Below are 25,447 nucleotides of genomic sequence, written 5' to 3'. Positions count from 1 at the left end.
CGGAACATCTCCAATCTGAACGTGCAAGGATACTGATTGCACACTAACGTATGATTAAATTTTAACACTTATCACAAAAATTAACAGTAATTTAATAATTTAAATTGTAAAAAAATAAGGGAATTAAATCGGCATCCCTGTCGATCTAATTCCCTTATTTTTAATTAATGTTAAATGAACTTAACGAACTTCTTATTACTGGTAATGTACTTGCCATTTCCAATGTAGAAGCGCGTAATGCCCTTATATTTAACAATCCGTTCAACGTTTAATTTAGCTCCAGGCCGGTAGTACTTACCCGCCTTTGAGTCAAAGCGTTGACTTTCATGAATCCGGATCCCAGATTTACCAATGACCTGGACGTGCTTACTATTGGCTTGGTTCATTTCACCTTGCCGGTAGTAAGTGTTAGCGGTGAAGCCATGCTTAGCGGTAATGTAGCCGCTGATTGGATTGTCCGTTAAACGACTCTTGACGTAGTAACGAACGAGTCCGCTCTTGGCAATGGCAACCTTGGTGATCTTGAATTCAGAAATCTTGTTTTGTGCTGATGGTTTAGCGTAACCCTTCAGCCGGCCGTTCGTCGTGAAGTTCTTCCCGGCGTGGACGTAAAGGCCCTGCGTGTTGTAAACGTATTCAGGATGACGCTTCAACTTCGCATTGAACGCCTTGAGGTAGCCATACTTGTACCCGGCAGACTTGCCAGCTAACGATTGTGCTACCCGACTAGCCCGCTTAGCAGCAGCAGTTCCCTTGGCCACTTGCGCCTTGTAAGCAGCTTGCCCAGCTTGGTAAGCCTTTTGATAGTCAGTGGCGTAGGCTGAAGTTAATCCAGTAAAGTCGCTCTTGGCGGCCTTATTATTGTACCCGGCCTTGTAACCATCGTAGGCGCCTTGGTAAGTTGGTTCATTTGCGTAGCTAGCGTTCTTCTTTTGGGCGTGCTTAGCGGCACTGACCCCAGCGGAGTAGTAGTTAGCTGAATTAGCAGCTGACGTGGCCGAGCTATTCGCACTTGATGTGCCGTTCGAACCAGTGGAACTAGCCGAACTATTCGCACTGCTTGCGGCGGATTGTTGTGCAAAGATGACCTTTGCGGCAGCAGCGATGGTTTGATAATCGCTAGCGGCCCGACTAGCAGCCGAACTAGCCAACGAAGTCTCAGCTGCAACCAATGAGTTGGCCCCTTGCAACTGCGTATTCGCAGCGGCAGCGGAGCTAGCAGCAGTGGAAGCAATCGCAGCATAGCTATTCCCAGCAGCAGCATCGCCACGGGAGTAAGCAAGTGATGCGGCCGCATTTGCACTTGCAGCAACGCTGTAGGCTGCGTTGGCAGCATTGGCAGCATTACTTGCAACCACCGCAGCAGAACTAGCAATCGCAGTGGCGGACCGCGCCTGACTATTGGCAATGACCGCATCCGCAGATGCGGATTCAATCACTTGGGCAGCGGAATTAACCGCACTAGCGTAGCTAAGCACTGCTGGCGTTGCGTAGATCGTTGCGGCCATGCTCATGGCTTGACTGGCAATCGATTGGGCTTGACTAGCAGGTGCATAGGTCAGCGAAGTGCTTGAGGATGCAGCAATTGAGTATTGCGCAGCCCGGTTCCAGTCAGCGCTTACGGAACTAGCGTTAATTGCGGCATTGCTATTTGCAACGCTGGCAACACTAGCATATTGACTAGCGGCATTCGACAACGTGGTTACCCGAACGGCATTCGAGTAGTCAGCGCTGGCAACTGCCGAAGCACTAGTGGCCACCGCATTCAACGATTGGGTAGCTGATTGGGCCCCGCTTGCTGTATTGGCGGCATCGTCTGCGACCCGATTGGCAAGCGTTGCATTGCTGTAGTAGGCACTCACAGCACTATTAGCGGATGCGAGTTGACTATTAAGCGTGTTCACTGCGGAGTAATTTCCGGCATTGGCTGCGGAATTAATTGCGCTGGCAAGTGAATTAGCAACGCTGGCAGCGGAACTAGCCATGCTATTAGCACTGGCAGCCTGACTGTTAGCTGAACGCGCGGTACTGCTTGCGCTTTGGGCGATGGCGTTGTTCGAAGCAGCCTGTGATGCGGCGGCACTGGCCACCGTAGCGGCACTGGCAGCTTGGCTCGCGTAGCTTTGGGCACTGGCATTTTGCGATGCACCAGCAGCAATGCTGTTAGTAGCACTGGCGGTTGAACTAGCAGCAGTCGTGTTACTTTGGACCCCAGTATTATTAGCACTAGCGGAGCTAGCGTAAATCGATGCTAGTGAGTTTGCACTTTGCGCACTTTGGGCTTGGGAAGCAGCTTGGCTCCCCTGAGCACTAGTGTTTGCAGTGGTACTTGCAACAGCACTCGAGGTCACACTCCCACTGTTAGCAGCACTGGTAGCCATTTGGTTCGCAGAAGCAGCCGTGGATAATGCAGCACTTACGATCGCAGCATCAGAAGCTGCACGGGCAGAAGCGCTCGCAGCACTTTGCGCAGCTACCACAGCGGCGTTCGATTGAACCACGGCGGTGGAAGCAGCAGCCATTGCTACTTGTGCTTGTGAGGCAGCAACGGAATTAGCGCTCGCAGCGGCACTGCTGTCACCATTGTCTCCATAACGCTTAGCGGCGGCAGCAGCTGATAATGCAGCGGCAGTCGCTACGCTGGCGTTGTTATTGGCAGCAGTGGCCACGCCAGCAGCAGAACTAGCAGCGACCTTCGCCGATTGGGCATCCGCATTGGCGGATTGCGCATCGACAGTGGCAGCACTGGCAACGGAAGCAGCGGAAGTAGCCACGCTCGCAGCGGAGCTAACAACTTGGTTCGTTGGGTGCGCAGCGGCCGTTGCATTGGCCTGACTAGCGGCACCGGAAGCAGTCGCATTGCCACTAACGGCTTGACTGGTCGAAGCACTTGCTTGACTAGCGTACTTGGCAGCCAGTGATGCATTTTGGGTCGCCCCATTAGCAGCACTGATGGCAATGCCACTCGCACTATTAGCACTTGAAATCGAAGCATTGGCACTACTGTCGTCTTGCGTCCCAGCACTTACGGCGGATGATGCATTCACAACCGCTAGGCTAGCATTGATTTCAGCAGCACTTGCGACCTGCGCATCAGAAGCAGCTCTGGCTGCAGCACTAGATGCGGAGGAAACCGCGGTGGATGCCGTTTGACTAGCTGACACTGCTTGGGCAGCGGCAGTGCTTGCACTGGCAGCCCGTTGTGATGCCACCATGTTGGCGCTCGCTGCAGCAACCGAATTGCCGGCAGCAGCGTACATCTTAGCATTAAAGGCTGCCATTGCAGCATCAGCGGCATCGGAACTAGCGGCTGCACTTTGGGCAGCAGCCAGTTGATCAGCTGAGCTAGCCACGCTCTTAGCAAGTTGGGCATCCGCATTCGCTGAATTTGCATCAATACGGGCAGCACTAGCAACGGCATTGGCGCTGTTAGCAACCGCGGCAGCGGAACTAACCACTTGGTTCGTTGGGTGCGCAGAAAGCATCCCGTTCACGACCGCAGTCGCACTCGCAGTGGCCGAAGTAGCATCGGCGGTTTGACTCGTTGATGCACTCGCAGCACTGGCGTAACTAGCGGCGGAGTTCGCATCGGAAGCAATGCCAATGAAGGCACTGGATGCAACGACGTTGGCACTCGCAGCAGCAGATGAAGTGGCACTGGCATTCGAAACGCCCTGGTCATCATCACTAGCGGCAGTGGCGGCAGCGCTATTCGCACTAGCAGCAACACTGGCAGCAGCAATTGCGACCTGCGCATCGGATGCGGCCCGCGCCGAAGCACTAGCAGCAGCAACCACGGCGGTGGATGCCGTTTGGCTAGCAACGACGGTTTGTGCAGCAGCGGAGCTAGCAATCGTAGCTTGTTGTGATGCAACGGCGTTAGCCGAAGCAGCATTAACTGAATCACCAGCTGCAGCGTAGCTTTGCGCATTGATAGCAGCGGAACTAGCAGCCGCGTTGGCGGAACTAGCGGTCGTGCTTTGGATGGATGCAGATTGGGCAGCCGCAGTGGCCACGCTCTTCGCAGATTGGGCATCCGCACTGGCGGCACTAGCATCAGCGTGGGCCGAACTAGCAACGCTGGCGGCAGAGTTTGCAACCGAAGCAGCGGAACTCACCGCTTGATTAGCCGAGTGGGTCGTAGCAACGCTATCCGCATTCTTAGCAGCAGTAGCAGCCGCGTAGTTCGCACTAGCAGTTGAGTTAGTGGAAGCAGCGGTATCACTGGCGTAACTAGCGGCAAGGCTAGCAGCGACGGTCACCGCACTGGCATTGCTATTGGCCACCGCATTGGCGCTGGTAGCGGTAGCGCTAGCGGACTGAGCACTATGGATGTTAGCATCCTCAGCGCTAGCGGCACTGATGGCGACCGCGTTGGCTGATGAAGCTAGGCTAGCGGCAATCGAAGCAACCTGCGCATCAGAAGCTGCCCGAACGGCAGCGCTGGTAGCGGATTGGGTCGCAAATGAAACCGATTGACTAGCAACCACAGCGGCAAACGCAGCGGAACTAGCGGTCGCTGCCTGTTGCGCAGCAAGCGAGTTCGCAGATGCGGCTGACGTTACATTTCCAGCATCGGCAAAGCGCTTTGCACTGGCGGCAACGCTGCTTGCAGCACTGGCAGCCGAACTAGCAAGCAGGCTTTGGGTCGCTGCGGATTGGGCAGCAGCGGTAGCCACGCTCTTCGCCGATTGAGCGATCGCATTGGCAGCGCTAGCGTCCGAGTTAGCGGAGCTGATTACGCTCGCAGCCGAGTTGACTACGCCAGCAGCGGAACTAACCACTTGGTTAGCAGCATGCGTTGTTGCAAGACTGTTAACGTTAGCGGAAGTCGTAGCTGCGATTTGTTCAGCGCTCGTGGTTTGAATAGCAGCAACGCTAGCGACACTGGCGGCACTGGTAGCCACACTCGCGTTGGTCGTGGCCCCACTCGCAGCCGAAACTGCGGCGGAACCAGCACTAGCGGCGGCAGAAGACGTGTCATTTGCACTGGAGTCGGCTTGATCATTAGCGCTTGCAGCACTCGTGACCGTGGTCGTGGCAGTAGCAACTACCTTGGCAGCCGCAGTGGCAACACTCGCATCACTGGCGGCCCGGTCAGCAGCACTGGATGCGGATTGAGTGGCCGTGGAAGCCGTTTGACTGGCAACCACCACCGCACTGGCAGCCGAACTTGCAATCGATGCCTGTTGCGCAGCAATCACGTTCGCAGAGTTTGCGGCGGAGGAGTCCCCTACATCAGCGAAGTGCTTAGCATTTGAATCAGCAACACTGGCAACACTAGCGGCGGAACTAGCCAATGCGTTTTGGGCAACTGCGGATTGGGCAGCGGCACTGGCGACGTTCTTAGCCGATTGGGCAGCGGCATTGGCAACGTTGGCATCCGCATGCGCGGAGCTAACTACGCTCGCAGCGGAATTAACCACTGCATCGGCGGAGCTTACGACCGGATTATTTGGATGCGTTGCGGCAGCACTGTTGGCGGCTGATGCTGATGAAGTTGCGGCAGCATCGGCACTGGCAGTCGTGCTAGTGGCAATTGAAGCAGCACTGGCATAACTAGCAGCAAGGCTGGCATTTACGACCGCCCCACTGGCAGCAGCAGAAGCCGTCACGTTGGCACGATCAGCTTCGGATGATGAAGCGCCGGCCCGGTTGGATTCGGCATCTTCAGCACTGGCAGCAACACTCGCAACCATGGTAGCAGATGATGCGGCACTAGCGGCAGCAATGGCCAACTGCGCATCGGAAGCAGCCCGGGCAGAGTCGCTGGCAGCGGATTCTGCAGCAGTCGAAGCAGCTTGACTAGCGGCAACAGCAACGGAGGTTGCAGTTGAAGCAGTCGCAGCTTGCGATGCAGCCACCACGTTCGCAGATGCGGCCAGGGAGGCATTCCCGACTACGGCCGCCTGCTTAGCAACTGCGGCAGCCGAAGTTGCAGCACTGGCAGCGGAACTAGCAAGCGTACTTTGGGCCGTGGCTGTTTGAGCAGCGGCACTGGCAACACTGGTTGCTGATTGAGCATCAGTATTGGCTAATGCAGCGTCGGCATGGGCCGAACTGGCTACGGCAGCTGCGGAATTGACTACGGAAGTAGCGGAACTAACCACGGCGTTTGCAGTATGGCCAGCAGCAATGCTATTTGCAATTGCAGCCGAAGCAGCAGTTACACTAGCGGCACTCGTGGTGGTATCAGTCGAAGTGGATGTTGCAATCGCAGCACTAGCGGCAAGGCTGGCATTTACATTCGTGGCACTAGCAGCATTCGAAGCGGCTGGCGTAGCACTAGCGGCTTCAGATGAAGCAGCACTGGCACTCCTTACGCCAGCATCCTCAGCACTAGCGGCACTAAATGCAACTGCACTGGCGGAATCAGCAGCACTGGCAGCGGCACTGGCAACGCTCGCAGCGGATGAAGCCGTCATTGCATCATTAGATGCTGAGACGGTCGCAGTCGATGCGGTTTGTGAAGCAGCCACTGCAGCAGCGGCCGCAACACTGGCGGTTGAAGCCTGCGTGGAAGCGACCACGTTGGCAGCCGATGCGGAGGCAGAGTCTCCAGAAGCGGCATCCCGTTGGGCGTTCGATGCGGCAACGCTGGCAGCAAGGGCGGCCGAACTAGCGAGCATGCTTTGGGCATTCGCTGAGTTAGCAGCAACGCTGGCAGCATTCTTAGCCGATTGCGCATCCGCATTCGCGGAGTCAGCAACCACGTGCGCAGCGCTCGCAGCACTGGCGGCTGAAGTAGCGACTGCAGCAGCGGAACTAACGACTACGTTGGAAGCATGAGCAGCAGCAGCGCTGTTAGCAGTAACCGCAGCGGTATTCGCAGCTTGATCTGCATTCGCAGTCGCGCTGGTGGAAACCGCGGTGGCACTAGCGTAGCTCGATGCTAAGGCAGCATCGGCAGTCGCACCGCTCGCAGCGGCACTGGCAGCCACGGTAGCGCTACTTGCTTCCGATGAGGAAGCAGTGGCGCTGCTGGATTCAGCATCAGCCCCACTAGCAGCACTCGTTGTGGTTGCACTCGCACTCGCAGCGGTAGTCGCTGCATCAATGGCTAATTGTGCGTCTGAAGCCGCTCTGACCGAAGCACTCGCAGCGGATTGGTTCGCAATCGATGCGGCTTGACTAGCAGCTACGATTTGAGCAGCAGCGGAACTAGCAAGCGCGGTTTGTTGAGCAGCGATCACATTTGCGGAATCGGCAGAAGCAGAATTACCAGTATTGGCATAGCTGCTTGCCTGGGCTGCAGCATAACTAGCGGCACTGGCAGCCGAACTGGCGGTGGTGCTGTGCAAGTTGGCAAGGGTGGCAGCTGAAATAGCAGCACTCTTAGCAGCTTGGGCATCAGCATTCGCAACGTCAGCATCGGAGTGAGCCGAACTAGCCACGAACGCAGCGGAACTAGCTAATTCAGCAGCAGAGGTAACCCCTGGGTTCGTTGGGTGGTTAGAAGCATAGCTTTCAGCTGACCGGTTCGCAGTGGCTGCTGAATCATTCGCACTGGCGGTTGAACTGGTCGAAATCATCGCAGCACTGGCGTAACTAACTGCGAGGCTAGCGTTGGTGTTAGCACCATTGGCGGCACTGACGGCCACTGCGCTAGCACTGGTAGCAGAACTAAGCGCGGTGCTGGCACTCGTGTTTTCAGCATCGTTTGCCGAAGCGGCAGTCGAAGCCACCACGTTCGCAGATGATGCGGCACTGGCAGCAGCGGAAGCGGCCTTAGCGGCAGCAGCGGCGTTAGCGAACGCACTCGCTGCAGATTGAGTAGCGTTCGCAGCGTTTTGACTAGCAACCACAGCGGCAGCAGCAGCTTGATTGGCAGTCGAAGCTTGTTGCGATGCAATTACATTCGCGGAGGCAGCTGAATCAACATTGCCAATGGCAGCGTAGCTGTTGGCAGTTGAAGCGGCAGCACTCGCAGCCACGGAAGCGACACTGGCGACGCTACTTTGTTGGTTTGCAGAATCAGCAGCAGCACTGGCAACGCTCTTTGCGGATTGGGCAACGGCGTTAGCAGCGTTGAGCACCACGTTGGCTGAGCTAGTAACTACGGCAGCGGAGTTGACCACGGAGGCAGCTGATTTAATAACTGCATTGGATGGATGTGCTGAGGCGTAGCTATTAGCGGAGGTCGTAGCACTGGATGCAATACTGCTATTGCTTTCAACATCGCTAGTTGCTGAACTCGTGACACTTGCATAGATGGAAGCCAACCGGTCGTTTGCACTTACCCCACTGGCAGCGGAGATGACGATCGCAGTTGCACTTGCAGTAGCGGAGGCAGCAGAACTAGCTTGACTCACACCAGCATCCTCAGCACTAGCGGCACTGGATGCAGTGACCGAAGCCGTGGAAGCGGCATCGGCAGCAGCACTGGCAACTTGGGCATCAGAAGCAGCTCTGACCGAAGCACTGGCTGCTACCTGGGCCGCAGTCGAAGCGGCAAGGCTAGCAACAACGGCCTGGCTAGCAGCGAAACTAGCGGTCATGGCCTGGGTAGAAGCAACCACGTTCGCAGATGATGCGGAGTCAGCATTGCCGGCAGCTGCGTAGCTTTGGGCCATTTGAGCAGCGGAAGTGGCGGCGCTGGCAGCGGAACTAGCATTCGTACTTTGGACGTTTGCAGATTGCGCAGCAGCACTCGCAGCTTCCTTCGCGGATTGCGCAGCCGAGTTAGCAACGGTTGCATCGGCATTGGCGGCACTAGCCGTTCCGGCAGCCGAATTGATTACGGATGCAGCGGAAGTCACCACGGTATTAGCTGGATATGCAGATGCATAACCATCAGCAGCCTTGGCAGCAGCAGAGGTCATGCTATTCGCACTGGCCGTGGAGCTCGTCGATACTGCGGCGGCACTCGCATAACTAGATGCGAGTGCGGCGTTACTATCGGCACCCTGGGCAGCATTCCTTGCCGCCGTATTGGCGCTAGTAGCGGAGCTAAGGGCGTTGCTGGCACTGGTGGAGCCTTGATCCTCAGCACTAGCGGCAGCAGATGCAAGCGCGTTCGCAGATGAAGCAGCTTGCGCAGCAGCATCGGCAGCCTTGGCGTCCGAAGCAGCCTTAGATGCGGCACTTGAAGCAGCTTGAGTCGCAGTCGCTGCCGTTTGACTGGCAGTGACAGTGGCATCAGCAGCAGCACTGGCCGTGGCAGCTTGTGAGGATGCGACCACGTCAGCAGAATCAGCAGCACTAGTGTTCCCAGCAGCAGCGTAGCTCTGCATTTTCAGCAGCAACACTGGCAGCAGCGGCAGCCGAACTAGCAAGCGTGCTTTGGGCAGTTGCCGATTGGGCAGCGGCACTAGCCACACTATTGGCAGATTGAGCAACCACGTTGGCAGCGCTCGCATCTGAGTGGGCAGCACTGGTCACCGCAGTGGCGGAGGTAGCCACTGAAGCTGCGGACTTGATGATCGGGTTAGCAGGATGCGCAGCGGCATAACTGTTAGCAGACGTCATTGCGCTAGTAGCCGTACTGTTATCGCTGGTAACGTCACTATTAGCGGAACTAGCAATGCTTGCATAGCTGGATGCTAGGCTAGCATTCGTGTTCGCCCCACTAGCGGCGGTGCTGGCAGCGGTATTGGCACTCGCTGCTTCAGATGAAGCAGTGGTAGCGCTACTGGATTCAGCATCCCCTGCACTAGCAGCGGTAGTAGCAACGCTCCCGGCAGTAGTGGCAGTATTAGCAGCAGCAATGGCGACTTGGGCATCGGAAGCAGCTCTAGCAGCGGCACTCGATGCACTCTGGGTCGCAGTCGATGCGGTTTGACTAGCAACGACCGCAACGCTGGCAGCGCTACTTGCAAGGACGGCTTGTGATGCTGCGACCACGTTCGCAGAGGCAGCGGAGTCAGCATTGCCGGCAGCAGCGTAGCTTTGGGCCATCTGAGCAGCAGAGGTCGCAGCACTAACAGCAGAACTAGCGTTCATCCGTTGCGCAGTGGCAGTCGTAGCAGCAGCGGCAGCGGTGCTCTTAGCTGATTGGGCAGCGGCATTCGCTACGACGGCATCAGCACTGGCAGCGCTGGCAACCGATGCAGCGGAAGTTACAACGGACGTAGCAGAAGTAACGACCGTGTTCGTTGGGTGCGCAGAGGCAGCGGCAGTTGCTGAAGCTAACGCAGCATTGGCGGTATTAGCAGCACTTGCCGTGGAACTCGTTGACACTGCAGCGTCACTAGCGTAACTGGATGCTAAGGCAGCATCGGCATTGGCACCGCTAGCAGCCGTCGAAGCAGCCGCGTTGGCGCTCGTAGCAGAACTAAGGGCGTTGCTTGCACTCGTTGAGCCTTGATCACCGGCACTAGCGGCACTGTTAGCAACATCGGCAGCGACCGAAGCGGTACTCATGGCATCGGTTGCGGCCTTGGCATCAGAAGCGGCTCTCACGGAAGCGCTGGATGCACTTTGGGTCGCAGTCGATGCGGTCTGACTAGCGATGACTGCTTGGGATGCAGCAGCAGAAGCATTATCAGCTTGGGTGGATGCAATTACGTTCGCTGAAGCAGCGGAGTCAGCATTCCCGGCACTGGCAAAGCTTTGGGCGGCACTGGCAGCACTAGCTGCGATCGATGCGGCAACGGAAGCGTTCGCACTAGCAACGGTTGCGGAATCAGCAGCCGTGGATGCAACTGCCTTGGCAGATTGCGCGGCAGAATTTGCAACGTTGGCATCGGAGTGAGCAGCACTAGCCACGCTCGCAGCCGAGTTAACGACTGACGCAGCCGAACTAACGACCTTGTTGCTAGAATGAGTAGCAGCATCGCTGTTGACGGAAGCTGCGTAACTAGCGGTTGTGGAATCAGCATTGGCAGTCACGCTGGTGGATGCACTAGCTTGACTAGCGTAGCTAGATGCTAAGCTGGCGTTGCTATTGGCACCACTGGCGGCAGTGCTTGCCGTAGCGTTAGCACCGGAAGCTTCATTCGAGGCAGCATCGGCACTACTGATTCCAGCATCACCGGCGCTGGCGGCACTGGATGCGATTACGCTTTGCGCACTAGCAACGTTGGCAGCATCGGTAGCAAGTTGAGCATCGGACGCAGCCCTGGAGGCAGCACTGGATGCGGATTGCGTGGCAGTCGATGCGGTCTGACTAGCAGCAACGGCAACGCTGGCGGCGGCACTAGCAACGACCGCTTGTGATGAGGCCACCACGTTGGCGGAAGCAGCGGAGTCAGCATCCCCAACAGCAGCATAGCTTTGGGCAATCTGGGCAGCGGAAGTAGCGGCACTGGCAGCCGAACTAGCGTTGGTGCTTTGGGCGTTGGCGGTCGCAGCTGCGGCAGCAGCAGCGCTCTTAGCACTTTGCGCATCGGCGTTGGCAGCATTGGCATCCGCATGGGCGGAACTAGCCACGCTGGCGGCCGAACTGATCAAGATTGCAGCCGAGCTGATAACCGCGTTGGTTGGGTGGGCTGAAGCTTGCGCACTGGCAGCCTTGGAAGCCGTTGCGGCAGTCGTGTCGGCACTGGCAGTCGAGTCAGTGGATCCTTGTGCATCACTAGCGTAACTCGATGCTAATTGAGCATTGGCGTTGGCACCACTGGCGGCATTGCTTGCAACGGTGTTAGCACTGGTTGCAGAACTAAGCGCATTGCTTGCGCTAGTGGAGCCCTGGGTCCCGGCAGTCGCAGCACTGGATGCAATTGCGTTCGCAGATGCAGCAGCGGAAGCGGCATCGTCAGCTAGTTTAGCATCGGAAGCGGCTCTCACGGAAGCACTGGAAGCACTTTGGGCAGCAGCGGAAGCGGTTTGACTGGAAACCACGGCAGCGGCGGCAGCCTGACTAGCAACCGATGCTTGTTGTGAAGCAATGCTATTGGCCATCGCAGCAGCCTCAGAATTACCAGCAGCAGCATAGCTCTTCGCTTGAGCAGCAGCGGAACTAGCAGCAATGGCAGCAACACTCGCATAGCTGCTTTGCGTCGTTGCCGATTGCGCAGCATCACTGGCGGTACTCTTAGCGGTTTGCGCAGTGGAGTTGGCAATTAATGCATCTGAATTAGCGGCACTGGTAACCACGGCAGCGGAGTTGACCACTGAAGCAGCCGAACTAATGACCGCATTCGATGGGTTGGCTGAGGCGTAGCTGTTCGCAGAACTAACGGCACTAACCGTGTTCGCATTATCATTAGCCACATCACTGGTCGAAACACTAGTTTGACTAGCGTAACTCGATGCAAGACTGGCATCATTGTTAGCGCCACTGGCAGCGTTACTTGCAGCGGTGTTGGCACTAGCGGCTTCGGATGAAGCGGAACTAGCACTATTGGATTCGGCATCACCGGCACTAGCGGCATTAGATGCGATCACACTTTGTGCACTAGCAACGTTGGCGGCATCGGTGGCTAATTTAGCATCGGAAGCGGCTCTCGAATCGGCACTAGATGCGGATTGGGTCGCAGCCGAAGCGGTTTGGCTAGCGGCAACGGCAACACTGGCGGCAACACTGGCGTTGGCGGCTTGTGAAGATGCCACAACGTTAGCAGAAGCAGCCGAAGTGGCGTTGCCAACAGCAGCGTAGCTTTGGGCCGCACTCGCAGCCAAACTAGCGGCGCTGGCAGCCGAACTAGCGTTAGTGCTTTGGGCGTTGGCGGTCGCAGCAGCAGCTGCAGCAACGCTCTTGGCACTTTGCGCATCGGCATTGGCAGCATTGGCGTCCGCGTGGGCGGAACTAGCAACGCTGGCAGCGGAACTGATCAAGGTCGCAGCCGAGCTGATGACCGCGTTAGTTGGGTGGGCAGCAGCTTCAGCACTGGCGGCCTTTGAAGCTGTCGCAGCAGTTGTGTCGGCACTGGCAGTCGAGTCAGTGGCCCCTTGCGCATCACTGGCGTAACTCGATGCTAATGTGGCATCGGCGTTAGCGCCCTGAGCAGCATTTGAAGCAGCGGTGTTCGCGCTAGTAGCGGAACTAAGTGCATCACTGGCACTGGCTGACCCTTGGGTCCCGGCACTGGCGGCACTGGATGCAACTGCATTTGCAGATGATGCAGCGTTAGCGGCAGCATCAGCAGCCTTGGCATCGGAAGCGGCTCTCACGGAGGCGCTGGATGCGCTTTGCACGGCCGTCGATGCGGTTTGACTCGCAACCACGGCATTCGAAGCAGCAGCACTGGCAGTGGCAGCTTGCGATGAAGCAACCACGTCCGCAGCGGATGCGGAGTCAGCATTCCCGGCATCAGCGTAGCTCTTAGCATTCGAGGCAGCCGTTGAAGCAGCAGCGGCAGCTGAACTAGCGACACTGCTTTGCGCAGTGGCACTAGCAGCGGCAGCACTGGCGACACTCTTGGCAGCTTGAGCCACATTGTTGGCAGCATTCGCATCAGAGCGTGCATTACTGGTAACTACGGCAGCGGAGTTGACCACGGCAGCAGCCGAACTAATGACTGCATTCGATGGGTTGGCTGCGGCGTAGCTGTTTGCAGAACTAGCAGCGTCAGCAGTATTGGAATCATCACTGGCAACATCGCTGGTCGAAGCACTGGTTTGACTAGCGAGACTGGATGCAAGACTGGCATCGTTATTAGCACCACTGGCAGCGGTACTTGCCGTCGAACTAGCACCGGAAGCTTCATTCGAGGCAGCATCGGCACTACTGATCCCGGCATCATCCGCACTAGCGGCGGTAGATGCGATTACGCTTTGTGCACTAGCGACATTGGCAGCATCGGTGGCCATCTTAGCATCAGAAGCAGCTCTTGAATCAGCACTCGATGCGGATTGGGTCGCAGTCGAAGCAGTCTGACTAGCAGCAACGGCAACGCTGGCGGCAACACTGGCGTTGGCGGCTTGTGAAGAAGCGACAACGTTAGCAGAAGCAGCTGAAGTGGCGTTCCCCTCTGCAGCGTAGCTTTGGGCCGCACTCGCAGCCAAAGTAGCGGCACTGGCAGCCGAACTAGCGTTGGTACTTTGAGCGTTGGCAGTTGCAGCAGCAGCGGCAGCCGTACTCTTGGCACTTTGGGCATCAGCATTGGCAGCATTGGCGTCCGCATAGGCGGAACTAGCCACACTGGCGGCCGAACTGATCAAGGTCGCAGCCGAGCTGATGACCGCGTTGGTTGGATGTGCTGAAGCCTGTGCACTGGCGGCCTTTGAAGCCGTTGCAGCAGTCGTATCAGCATTGGCAGTCGAGTCAGTGAATCCTTGTGCATCACTAGCGTAACTCGATGCTAATGTGGCATCGGCGTTGGCACCCTTGGCCGCATTCGATGCAGCAGTATTGGCACTGGTTGCAGAGCTAAGCGCGTCACTGGCACTGGCTGACCCTTGCATCCCGGCACTGGCGGCACTGGATGCGATTGAGTTAGCTGAAACGGCAGTGGAAGCAGCCGAACTAGCAACCTGGGCATCGGAAGCGGCTCTCACGGAAGCACTGGATGCACTTTGCACGGCCGTCGATGCGGTTTGACTCGCAACGACCGCATTCGATGCAGCAGCACTGGCACTTTCTGCTTGCGATGAAGCGACCACGTTGGCAGCGGATGCGGAGTCAGCATTTCCGGCAGCAGCATAACTCTTAGCAATCGCAGCGGCACTACTTGCAGCACTTGCAGCCACACTCGCAGCACTACTTTGGGCTGCAGCCGATTGAGCAGCAGCACTGGCAGTGCTCTTAGCCGATTGAGCAGCAACATTGGCAGTGGTGGCATCGGAATTAGCAGCACTAGCAACCGCAGCAGCGGAAGTGGATACTGAAGCGGCAGAACTAACCACGACGTTGCTAGATTGAACGGCAGCGTAACTGTTAGCAGCACTGGCAGCACTGGAGGCAGTCCCGTTGTCATTAGCAACGGAGCTGGTCGAGACATTGGTTCGACTAGCGTAGCTCGAAGCTAGGCTAGCATCGTTGTTCGCCCCACTCGCAGCATTGCTTGCAGCGGTGTTGGCACTCGAGGCTTCGGTGGAGGCAGCAGCGGCGCTGTTAACACCGGCATCCCCCGCACTAGCGGCACTGGATGCAATCACACTTTGCGCACTAGCCACGTTGGCAGCAGCGCTCGCAACCTGGGCATCAGAAGCAGCTCTGGATGAGGCACTCGATGCGGATTGGGTCGCAGTCGATGCGGTTTGACTCGCAACCACGGCAACACTGGCGGCAACGCTGGCGTTGGCAGCTTGCGATGAAGCAACGACGTTGGCAGAGGCAGCCGAAGTGGCGTTACCAACAGCAGCGTAGCTTTGCGCTAGGCTAGCGGCAGAATCAGCAGCACTGGCGGCCGCACTCGCATTGGTGCTTTGGGCGTTGGCGGTCGCAGCAGCGGCAGCGGCAGTACTCTTAGCACTTTGCGCATCGGCATTGGCAGCATTCGCATCAGCATGGGCGGAACTAGCGACACTGGCAGCCGAACTAATGACGGCAGCAGCGGAGGTGACAATCACATTCGTTGGGTGGCCAGAAGCTTCGGCACTGGCGGCAGTCGATGCTGCAGCAGCACTAGCATCAGCAGCGGCAGTTGAGTTAGTCGAAATAACGGCAGCGCTGGCGTAGCTAGATGCTAAGGTCGCAGCGGCATTGGCACCCTTGGCCGCATTTGATGCAGCGGTATTGGCGCTGTTGGCCGAGTTAATGGCATCACTGGCACTAGCAGAACCTTGATCACCAGCACTGGCGGCACTGGATGCAACCACATTAGCGGAGGTCGCAGTACTTGCAGCGGCGCTAGCAACACTGGCATCAGATGCAGCTCTGGAAGCAGCACTCGATGCACTTTGCTTAGCGGTGGAAGCAACTTGACTGGCAATGACTGCATTCGAAGCAGCATCACTAGCAGTCGCAGCTTGCGATGAAGCAACCACGTTGGCAGCAGAAGCGGAGGCAACGTTACCAACAGCAGCATAACTCTTGGCATTCGATGCCGCCGTACTTGCAGCTACGGCAGCGGAACTAGCCAACGTACTCTGTGCAGTTGCTGATTGAGCAGCGGCACTGGCGGTACTCTTGGCTGATTGAGCAGCAACGTTAGCGGTATTGGCATCAATATGAGCCGAACTGGCAACGATGGCAGCCGAATTAGCAACCGAAGCTGCGGAACTAACGATTGGGTTGCTAGAATGAGCAGCAGCGTAGCTGTTAGCAGATGATGCCGCACTTGAAGCCGTTCCATCGTCATTTGCAACGCTACTGGTCGAAGCGCTGGCAGCACTAGCATAACCGGATGCCAGGTTGGCATCGTTGTTCGCACCACTAGCGGCGTTGCTTGCAGCAGTATTGGCACTGGCTGCTTCAGATGAGGAAGCATCAGCACTACTTGATCCGGCATCGCCGGCGCTAGCAGCGTTGGATGCAATCACACTTTGCGCACTAGCAACATTGGCAGCATCGGTGGCGACCTTCGCATCGGATGCAGCTCTCACGGAGGCACTCGATGCAGTTTGGGCCGCAGTTGAAGCCGTCAAGCTAGCAGCCACAGCAGCACTCGCAGCCACACTGGCACTTACCGCTTGTGAAGCTGCCACGACGTTAGCGGATGATGCGGAAGCAGTATTCCCTACATTCGCATAACTTTGGGCCGCATTGGCAGCGGAAGTAGCAGCACTGGCGGTCATGCTAGCATTGATACTCTGGGCATTTGCGGATTGAGCAGCAGCACTGGCAACCGCCTTTGCAGATTGTGCAGCAGCGTTTGCGATGTTGGCATCCGCATGGGCGGAACTAGCAACGCTGGCAGCGGAGCTAATGAGCGTGGCAGCCGAACTGATGACCGCATTGGTTGGATGGGCAGCTGCTTCTGCACTAGCAGCCGTAGAAGCTGTAGCAGCAGTCGTATCAGCAGTTGCAGTCGAATCAGTCGAAACTTGCGCAGCACTAGCGTAGCTAGATGCAAGCGTAGCATCTGCATTCGCACCACTGGCAGCAGTCGATGCAGCGGTATTAGCAGAAGTAGCGGAGCTAAGGGCGTTGCTTGCACTAGCTGAACCCTGGTTGCCATCGTTAACGGCACTGGCGGCCGTCGAGTTAGCGGAGGCAGCAGTACTTGCAGCTGAATCAGCAATTTTAGCATCGGAAGCAGCTCTGGATGAGGCACTGGATGCACTCTGGACGGCAGTTGAGGCCGCCTGACTAGCAATGACCGCATTGGAAGCAGCAACACTAGCATTAGCGGCTTGCGATGAAGCAACTACGTCGGCAACGGAGGCTGAATCAGCATCGCCAGCAGCAGCATAACTCTTGGCGTTCGATGCAGCCGTGGAAGCAGCAGCAGCGGCGGCACTAGCGGCATTGCTTTGGGCATTGGCACTAGCAGCGGCGGCACTGGCAGCACTCTTGGCACTTTGGGCATCGCTATTGGCAGCGCTCGCGTCGGTATTAGCTGAATTAACCACTGCCGCAGCAGAATTAGCAACTGAAGCAGCAGCACTTACGACCGCATTCGATGGGTGCGCAGATGCATAACTACTTGCAGACTTGGCAGCAGCAGTCGCACTGGTCGTGTCGTTCACAACGTCATTCGTTGAGGCACTGGCAGCGCTCGCATAACTGGATGCCAGGTTGGCGTCATTATTCGCACCACTAGCGGCATTGCTTGCGGCAGTGTTGGCACTGACAGCCTCGGATGAGGAAGCATTGGCGCTACTGGATTCAGCATTGCCTGCATTAGCAGCACTGGATACGACACCATTGGCAGCAGTAGCAGCGCTAGCAGCGTTGGAAGCTACCTCAGCGTCGGAAGCAGCTCTGGAAGCGGCACTCGATGCAGATTGGGTCGCAGTCGATGCGGTTTGACTAGCAACGACGGCGGCACTGGCAGCAGCACTAGCAACCGCAGCTTGCGATGATGCAACCACGTTAGCGGAGGATGCTGAATCAACATTCCCGGCAGCAGCGTAGCTTTGCGCAATGCTTGCAGCGGAGTTGGCAGCACTGGCAGCCGAACTGGCGTTGGTACTTTGCGTATTAGCATTCGCAGCAGCGGCAGCAGCCGTGCTCTTGGCACTTTGCGCATCAGCATTGGCAGCGTTGGCATCGGTATGCGCTGAACTAGCAACACTGGCAGCTGAATTAACGGTAACTGTCGCAGCACTAATGACGGCGTTCGATGGATTAGCAGCGGCAGCAGCATTAGCTGATTTAGCAGCATCGGCAGCCGTGCTATCTGATCCCGCAGTCGAGTTAGTAGCAACTTGCGCAGCACTAGCGTAATTCGATGCTGATGTGGCATCGGCGTTGGCACCCTTAGCGGCAGCAGATGCAGCGGAATTGGCACTGTTAGCAGAGGCAATTGCAGCACTGGCACTAGCTGAACCCTGGGCGTCAGCGTTAGCAGCACTCGATGCAACTGCGTTAGCGGAGGATGCGGATTGGGCAGCAGCATCAGCCACCTTGGCATCGGAAGCGGCCCTGGATGAAGCGCTGGATGCGCTTTGGACGGCCATTGATGCGGTTTGACTCGCAACCACGGCGTTCGAGGCAGCCACACTTGCGGCGGCAGCTTGGTTCGAAGCAACTACGTTAGCAGCGGATGCTGAATCAGCATTGCCGGCTGCGGCGTAGCTCTTGGCGTTCGAGGCCGCCGTCGAAGCGGCAGCAGCGGCGGAACTAGCAGCACTACTTTGCGCATTCGCACTCGCAGCAGCATCACTGGCAACACTCTTGGCAGCTTGGGCCGCGGTATTGGCAATGACGGCATCAGAATTAGCGGAACTGGTAACCACGGCAGCGGAGTTTACGACTGATGCAGCCGACTTGATGACCGCATTCGATGGTTCAGCGGAGGCGTAACTATTGGCTGACGTTGCGGCATTTGAGGTATTTGCATTGTCGTTAGCAACATCACTGGTCGATGCACTAGTTTGACTAGCGAGACTCGATGCGAGGTTAGCATCGTTATTCGCCCCACTGGCAGCGTTACTTGCCGCCGTGTTGGCACTGGCAGCCTCAACGGAAGCCGCACTGGCACTATTGGATCCAGCAGTGCCGGCACTGGCAGCACTCGATGCGATCACACTCTGGGCACTGGCGACGTTCGCAGCATCAGTGGCCACCTTAGCATCGGAAGCAGCTCTAGCTGAAGCACTCGATGCAGATTGAGTTGCGGTCGAAGCGGTTTGACTAGCAAACACGGCCACGCTCGCTGCGGAACTTGCGATGACAGCTTGCGATGCTGCAACTACGTTGGCAGAGGATGCTGAATCAGCGTTCCCAGCCGCAGCGTAGCTTTGCGCAACGCTGGCAGCGGAATCAGCAGCACTGGCAGCCGAACTGGCATTCATACTTTGCGCATTGGCAGTCGCAGCGGCGGAAGCAGCAGTGCTCTTAGCACTTTGGGCATCGGCGTTAGCTGAATTAGCATCAGCATGGGCCGAGCTAGCCACGCTCGCAGCGGAACTGATGACGACGGCAGCGGAAGTAATGACGGCATTAGCTGGTTGTGCAGATGCTTGTGCACTGACGGCACTCGAAGCCGTCGCAGCAGTCGTATCAGCATTAGCGGTTGAATTCGTGGAAACTTGGGCATCACTGGCGTAACTCGATGCTAACGCGGCATCAGCATTGGCCCCACTGGCAGCATTGGATGCGGCAGTGTTGGCACTATTAGCTGATGAGATGGTATTACTTGCGCTGGTTGAACCCTGGTTACCAGCATTGGCAGCGCTGGAGCCCACCACCATGGCAGATGAAGCAGCACTAGCGGCAGCATCGGCAAGTTTAGCATCGGAAGCCGCCCGAACGGATGCACTGGATGCATTTTGGGCAGCAGCCGAAGCAGTTTGACTAGCCACCACAGCAGCGGCAGCGGCTTGACTAGTGATCGAAGCTTGTTGTGAAGCAATACTATTAGCAGTCGCAGCAGCCTCAGAATTACCAGCAGCAGCGTAGCTCTTGGCCTGTGCGGCAGCCGAACTAGCAGCGATGGCAGCAACGCTAGCGTAGCTACTTTGCGTCGTTGCCGATTGGGCAGCATCACTGGCGGTACTCTTAGCAGATTGGGCTGCAGTGTTTGCAATCAACGCATCAGAATTAGCGGTGCTGGTAACCACAGCAGCAGAGTTAACCACTGAAGCAACCGATTTAATGACCGCATTCGATGGTTCAGCGGAAGCGTAACTATTAGCTGAGGTAACGGCATTCGAAGTGTTCGTATTGTCGTTAGCAACATCACTGGTCGAAACACTCGCTTGACTAGCGTAGCTCGATGCTAAGTTCGCATCGTTGTTGGCCCCACTGGCAGCATTACTTGCAGCCGTGTTGGCACTAGCGGCTTCCGAGGAAGCGGAACTAGCGCTATTAGATCCGGCAGCACCAGCACTAGCGGCGTTCGATGCGATTACACTTTGCGCACTGGCGACGTTCGCAGCGTCAGTAGCTAGTTTAGCGTCGGAAGCAGCTCGTGAAGCGGCACTGGATGCAGATTGAGTCGCAGTCGATGCGGTCAAGCTAGCAGCAACGGCAACACTGGCGGCCGAACTAGCATTGGCAGCTTGGGATGCGGCGACCACGTTGGCAGAGGATGCTGAAGTAGCATTCCCGGCAGCAGCGTAGCTTTGCGCAGCACTAGCGGCGGAATCAGCGGCACTGGCAGCCGAACTAGCGTTAATGCTTTGGGCATTAGCAGTTGCAGCGGCACTAGCGGCGGTACTCTTGGCACTTTGGGCATCGGCGTTGGCCGAGTTAGCATCAGCATGCGCTGAACTAGCAACACTAGCGGCAGAACTAATCACAGCAGCCGCAGAAGTCACAACCGTGTTGCTTGGTTGGGCAGCCGCTTCAGCACTGGCAGCAGTTGAAGCAGTCGCAGCGGTTGAATCAGCAGTCGCAGTTGAGTCAGTCGATGCCTTGGCATCACTGGCGTAACTGGATGCTAAGGTCGCATTGGCGTTAGCACCACTGGCAGCATTACTTGCAGCGGTGTTGGCACTGTTGGCCGATGAAATGGCGTCACTGGCACTGGCTGAGCCCTGCGTCCCGGCATTGGCAGCGCTGGAAGCGACTGCATTGGCAGAGGATGCGGATTGAGCTGCAGCATCAGCAACCTTGGCATCGGAAGCGGCTCTGGATGAGGCACTCGATGCACTTTGGACGGCCGTTGATGCGGTTTGACTCGCAACCACGGCGTTGGAAGCAGCGACACTCGCAGCAGCAGCTTGGTTCGATGCAATCACGTCAGCAGCGGATGCGGAATCAGCATTCCCGGCAGCAGCGTAACTCTTGGCGTTTGAGGCAGCCGTTGAAGCGGCTGCAGCGGCGGAGCTAGCGGCACTGCTCTGGGCATTTGCACTAGCGGCAGCAGCACTAGCAGCGCTCTTAGCAGCCTGAGCATCGCTATTTGCCGAATTAGCATCGACGTGGGCAGCACTAACCACGGCAGCGGCCGAAGTAGCGACCGAAGCGGCCGAACTAACGACGGCATTCGATGGGTTAGCGGTAGCGTAGCTATTCGCAGACTTTGCATTGCCAGAGGCATTGCTATCATCGTTTGCAACATCACTGGTCGATGCACTGGCTTGACTAGCGAGACTGGATGCTAAGTTCGCATCGTTATTGGCCCCACTGGCAGCGTTGCTTGCGGCGGTGTTAGCACTAGCAGCTTCAGATGACGAAGCGTTAGCGCTACTGGATCCAGCATCACCGGCACTCGCAGCACTCGATGCAATTACACTTTGGGCACTGGCCACGTTCGCAGCATCAGTAGCAACCTTGGCATCGGAAGCAGCACGCGAAGCAGCACTCGATGCACTTTGGGTCGCAGTCGATGCAGTTTGACTAGCGACCACAGCGGCACTGGCAGCCGTACTTGCGATGACGGCTTGGGAGGCTGCGACCACGTTGGCTGAGGATGCTGAGTCAGCATTCCCAGCAGCAGCGTAGCTTTGCGCAGCACTAGCGGCAGAATCCGCAGCACTAGCAGCCGAACTAGCATTAGTACTTTGAATATTAGCACTGGCAGCAGCGTTAGCAGCAACGCTCTTGGCATTTTGAGCATCGGCGTTGGCGGAGTTAGCATCAGCATGGGCGGAACTAGCGACACTAGCAGCAGAGCTAATGACATTAGCAGCGGAACTGATGACCGCATTGGTTGGGTGTGCAGATGCTTCGGCACTAACGGCCTTTGAAGCAGTGGCAGCAGTTGTATCAGCAGTCGCAGTCGAGTCAGTCGAAGTTTGCGCATCGCTGGCGTAACTGGATGCTAAGGTTGCATTAGCATTGGCGCCACTGGCAGCGGCAGATGCAGCAGCATTGGCACTGTTAGCTGATGAAATGGCATCACTGGCACTGGCTGAACCCTGGTTCCCGGCGTTGGCAGCGCTAGATGCGACTGCATTAGCGGAAGATGCGGATTGGGCTGCAGCATCAGCAACCTTGGCATCGGAAGCGGCTCTGGATGAGGCACTCGATGCGCTTTGGACGGCCGTCGATGCGGTTTGACTGGCAACGACAGCGTTGGAGGCAGCCACACTCGCAGCAGCAGCTTGGTTGGACGCAATCACGTTAGCAGCGGATGCGGAGTCAGCATTCCCGGCAGCAGCGTAGCTCTTGGCGTTCGATGCAGCTGTACTTGCAGCAGCAGCGGCAGAACTAGCGGCACTGCTTTGGGCAGTGGCACTGGCAGCGGCATCACTGGCAACACTCTTGGCAGCTTGCGCAGCGGTGTTTGCAATCGCAGCATCTGAATTAGCGGAGCTCGTCACTACGGCAGCGGAGTTAACCACTGACGCAGCGGACTTGATGACCGCATTCGAAGGATCAGCTGAAGCGTAGCTATTGGCTGACGTTGCGGCATTTGAGGTATTGGTATTATCGTTGGCAACATCACTGGTCGATGCACTGGTTTGACTAGCAAGGCTCGATGCTAAGTTAGCATCGTTATTGGCCCCACTGGCAGCATTGCTTGCAGCGGTGTTGGCACTGGATGCTTCGGATGATGAAGCATTGGCACTGCTAATGGCAGCACTCCCAGCACTCGCAGCGGACGATACGATCGCACTTTGCGCACTAGCAATATTGGCAGCATCGGTCGCAACCTTGGCATCGGAAGCGGCTCGTGAAGAAGCACTCGAGGCGCTCTGGGTCGCAGTCGATGCGGTCAAGCTAGCAGCCACAGCAACGCTGGCGGCCGAACTAGCATTGGCAGCTTGGGATGCGGCGATCACGTTGGCAGAGGATGCTGAAGTAGCATTCCCGGCAGCAGCGTAGCTTTGCGCAGCACTGGCAGCGGAATCAGCGGCACTGGCAGCCGAACTAGCGTTAATGCTTTGCGCATTCGCAGTCGCAGCGGCACTCGCAGCGGTACTCTTAGCACTTTGCGCATCGGCGTTGGCTGAGTTGGCATCAGCATGCGCTGAACTAGCGACACTGGCAGCGGAGCTAATCACAGTGGCAGCCGAAGTCACAACCGTGTTATTTGGTTGGGCGGATGCAGCCGAACTAGCAGCGGTGGACGCCGTTGCAGCGGTTGAATCTGCAGCCGCAGTCGAGTCAGTCGATACCTTGGCATCACTGGCGTAACTGGATGCTAAGGTCGCATTGGCGTTAGCGCCACTGGCAGCGGCAGATGCAGCAGCATTGGCACTGTTGGCTGATGAAATCGCATCACTGGCACTGGCTGATCCCTGCGTCCCGGCATTGGCAGCGCTGGAAGCGACTGCATTGGCAGAGGATGCGGATTGAGCTGCAGCATCAGCAACCTTGGCATCGGAAGCGGCTCTGGATGAGGCGCTCGATGCGGATTGCACGGCCGTTGATGCGGTTTGACTTGCAACCACGGCGTTGGAAGCAGCGACACTCGCGGTCGAAGCTTGGGCAGCTGCAATTGAGTTCGCAGTGGATGCATCAGAAGCATCACCTGCAGCAGCGTAGCTCTTGGCGTTCGATGCAGCGGTGGAAGCAGCAGCGGCGGCGGAACTAGCGGCACTGCTTTGTGCATTCGCACTAGCGGCAGCAGCACTAGCAGCACTCTTGGCAGCTTGGGCATCGCTATTTGCCGAATTAGCGTCGACATGGGCGGCACTAACCACGGCAGCAGCCGAAGTAGCAACCGAAGCGGCCGAACTAACGACGGCATTCGATGGGTTAGCGGTAGCGTAGCTATTTGCTGATTTAGCATTGCCAGAGGCATTGCTATCATCGTTGGCAACGTCACTAGTTGAAGCACTGGCTTGACTAGCGAGACTGGATGCTAAGTTAGCATCGTTATTGGCCCCACTGGCAGCGTTACTTGCCGCGGTGTTGGCACTAGCGGCTTCAGATGAAGCGGAACTAGCACTATTAGATCCGGCATCACCGGCACTGGCAGCGTTCGAAGCAATTACACTTTGGGCACTGGCCACGTTCGCAGCATCAGTAGCAACCTTGGCATCGGAGGCGGCTCGCGAAGCAGCACTAGATGCAGATTGAGTGGCAATTGATGCGGTTTGACTAGCGACTACAGCGGCACTCGCAGCCGTACTTGCGATGACGGCTTGGGAGGCTGCGACCACGTTGGCTGAGGATGCTGAGTCAGCATTCCCAGCAGCAGCGTAGCTTTGGGCAGCATTTGCAGCCGAATTAGCAGCACTGGCAGCCGAACTAGCGTTGGTACTTTGAATATTAGCGCTCGCAGCAGCACTCGCAGCCACACTTGCAGCATTTTGAGCATCAGCGTTAGCTGAGTTTGCATCAGCATGGGCGGAGCTAGCGACACTAGCGGCCGAACTGATTACATTGGCAGCTGAACTGATGACTGCATTGGTTGGGTGTGCAGATGCTTCGGCACTAACGGCCTTTGAAGCAGTGGCAGCATTCGTGTCAGCATTGGCAGTCGAGTTAGTCGAAGTTTGGGCATCGCTGGCGTAACTGGATGCTAAGGTTGCGTTAGCATTGGCCCCACTGGCAGCATTGCTTGCCGCCGTATTCGCACTATTAGCTGAACTAATTTCGTTATTGGCACTAGCTGAACCCTGGTTCCCGGCGTTAGCAGCACTCGATGCGACTGCATTGGCGGAAGATGCGGATTGGGCTGCAGCATCAGCAACCTTGGCATCGGAAGCAGCCCGCACGGAAGCACTCGATGCACTTTGTACGGCCGTCGATGCGGTCTGACTAGCAACGACAGCGTTGGAAGCAGCCACACTCGCAGCAGCAGCTTGGTTGGACGCAATCACGTTAGCAGCAGATGCGGAGTCAGCATTCCCGGCAGCAGCGTAGCTCTTGGCGTTGGATGCCGCAGTCGAAGCAGCAGCGGCGGCGGAACTAGCGGCACTGCTTTGCGCAGTGGCACTGGCAGCAGCATCGCTCGCGGTACTCTTGGCAGCTTGCGCAGCAGTGTTTGCAATCGCAGCATCTGAATTAGCGGAGCTCGTCACTACGGCAGCGGAGTTAACCACTGACGCAGCGGACTTGATGACCGCATTCGATGGATCAGCGGAAGCGTAGCTATTCGCTGACGTCGCAGCAGTTGAGGTATTTGTATTATCGTTGGCAACATCACTGGTCGAAGCGCTGGTTTGACTAGCGTAG

At 57.1% G+C, this 25,447-nt stretch carries 2 protein-coding genes (1 of these 2 only partly in view); both read right to left on the bottom strand.

The window, feature by feature from the left end:
• Window positions 1-170 precede the first annotated feature (170 nt).
• Entirely contained in the window at window positions 171-9,311 is a 9,141-nt protein-coding gene (locus tag MOO44_RS04350; RefSeq protein WP_260117193.1) for a DUF5776 domain-containing protein, read from the bottom strand.
• Window positions 9,202-25,447, bottom strand: the 3' portion of a protein-coding gene (locus MOO44_RS04345) for a hypothetical protein (RefSeq protein ID WP_260117192.1). Its footprint extends 24,230 nt past the window's final position; the window shows 16,246 of its 40,476 coding nt (coding positions 24,231-40,476); its start codon lies beyond the right edge, outside the window — the gene reads right to left on this strand; the stop codon is at window positions 9,202-9,204. Before MOO44_RS04345 ends, MOO44_RS04350 begins: the two co-directional genes overlap by 110 nt.

This window comes from Nicoliella spurrieriana, from assembly GCF_023380205.1.
Lineage (GTDB): Bacteria > Bacillota > Bacilli > Lactobacillales > Lactobacillaceae > Nicoliella > Nicoliella spurrieriana.
Note: the sequence above shows the minus strand (reverse complement) of the source record. Positions and strands in the feature narration are given on the sequence as shown.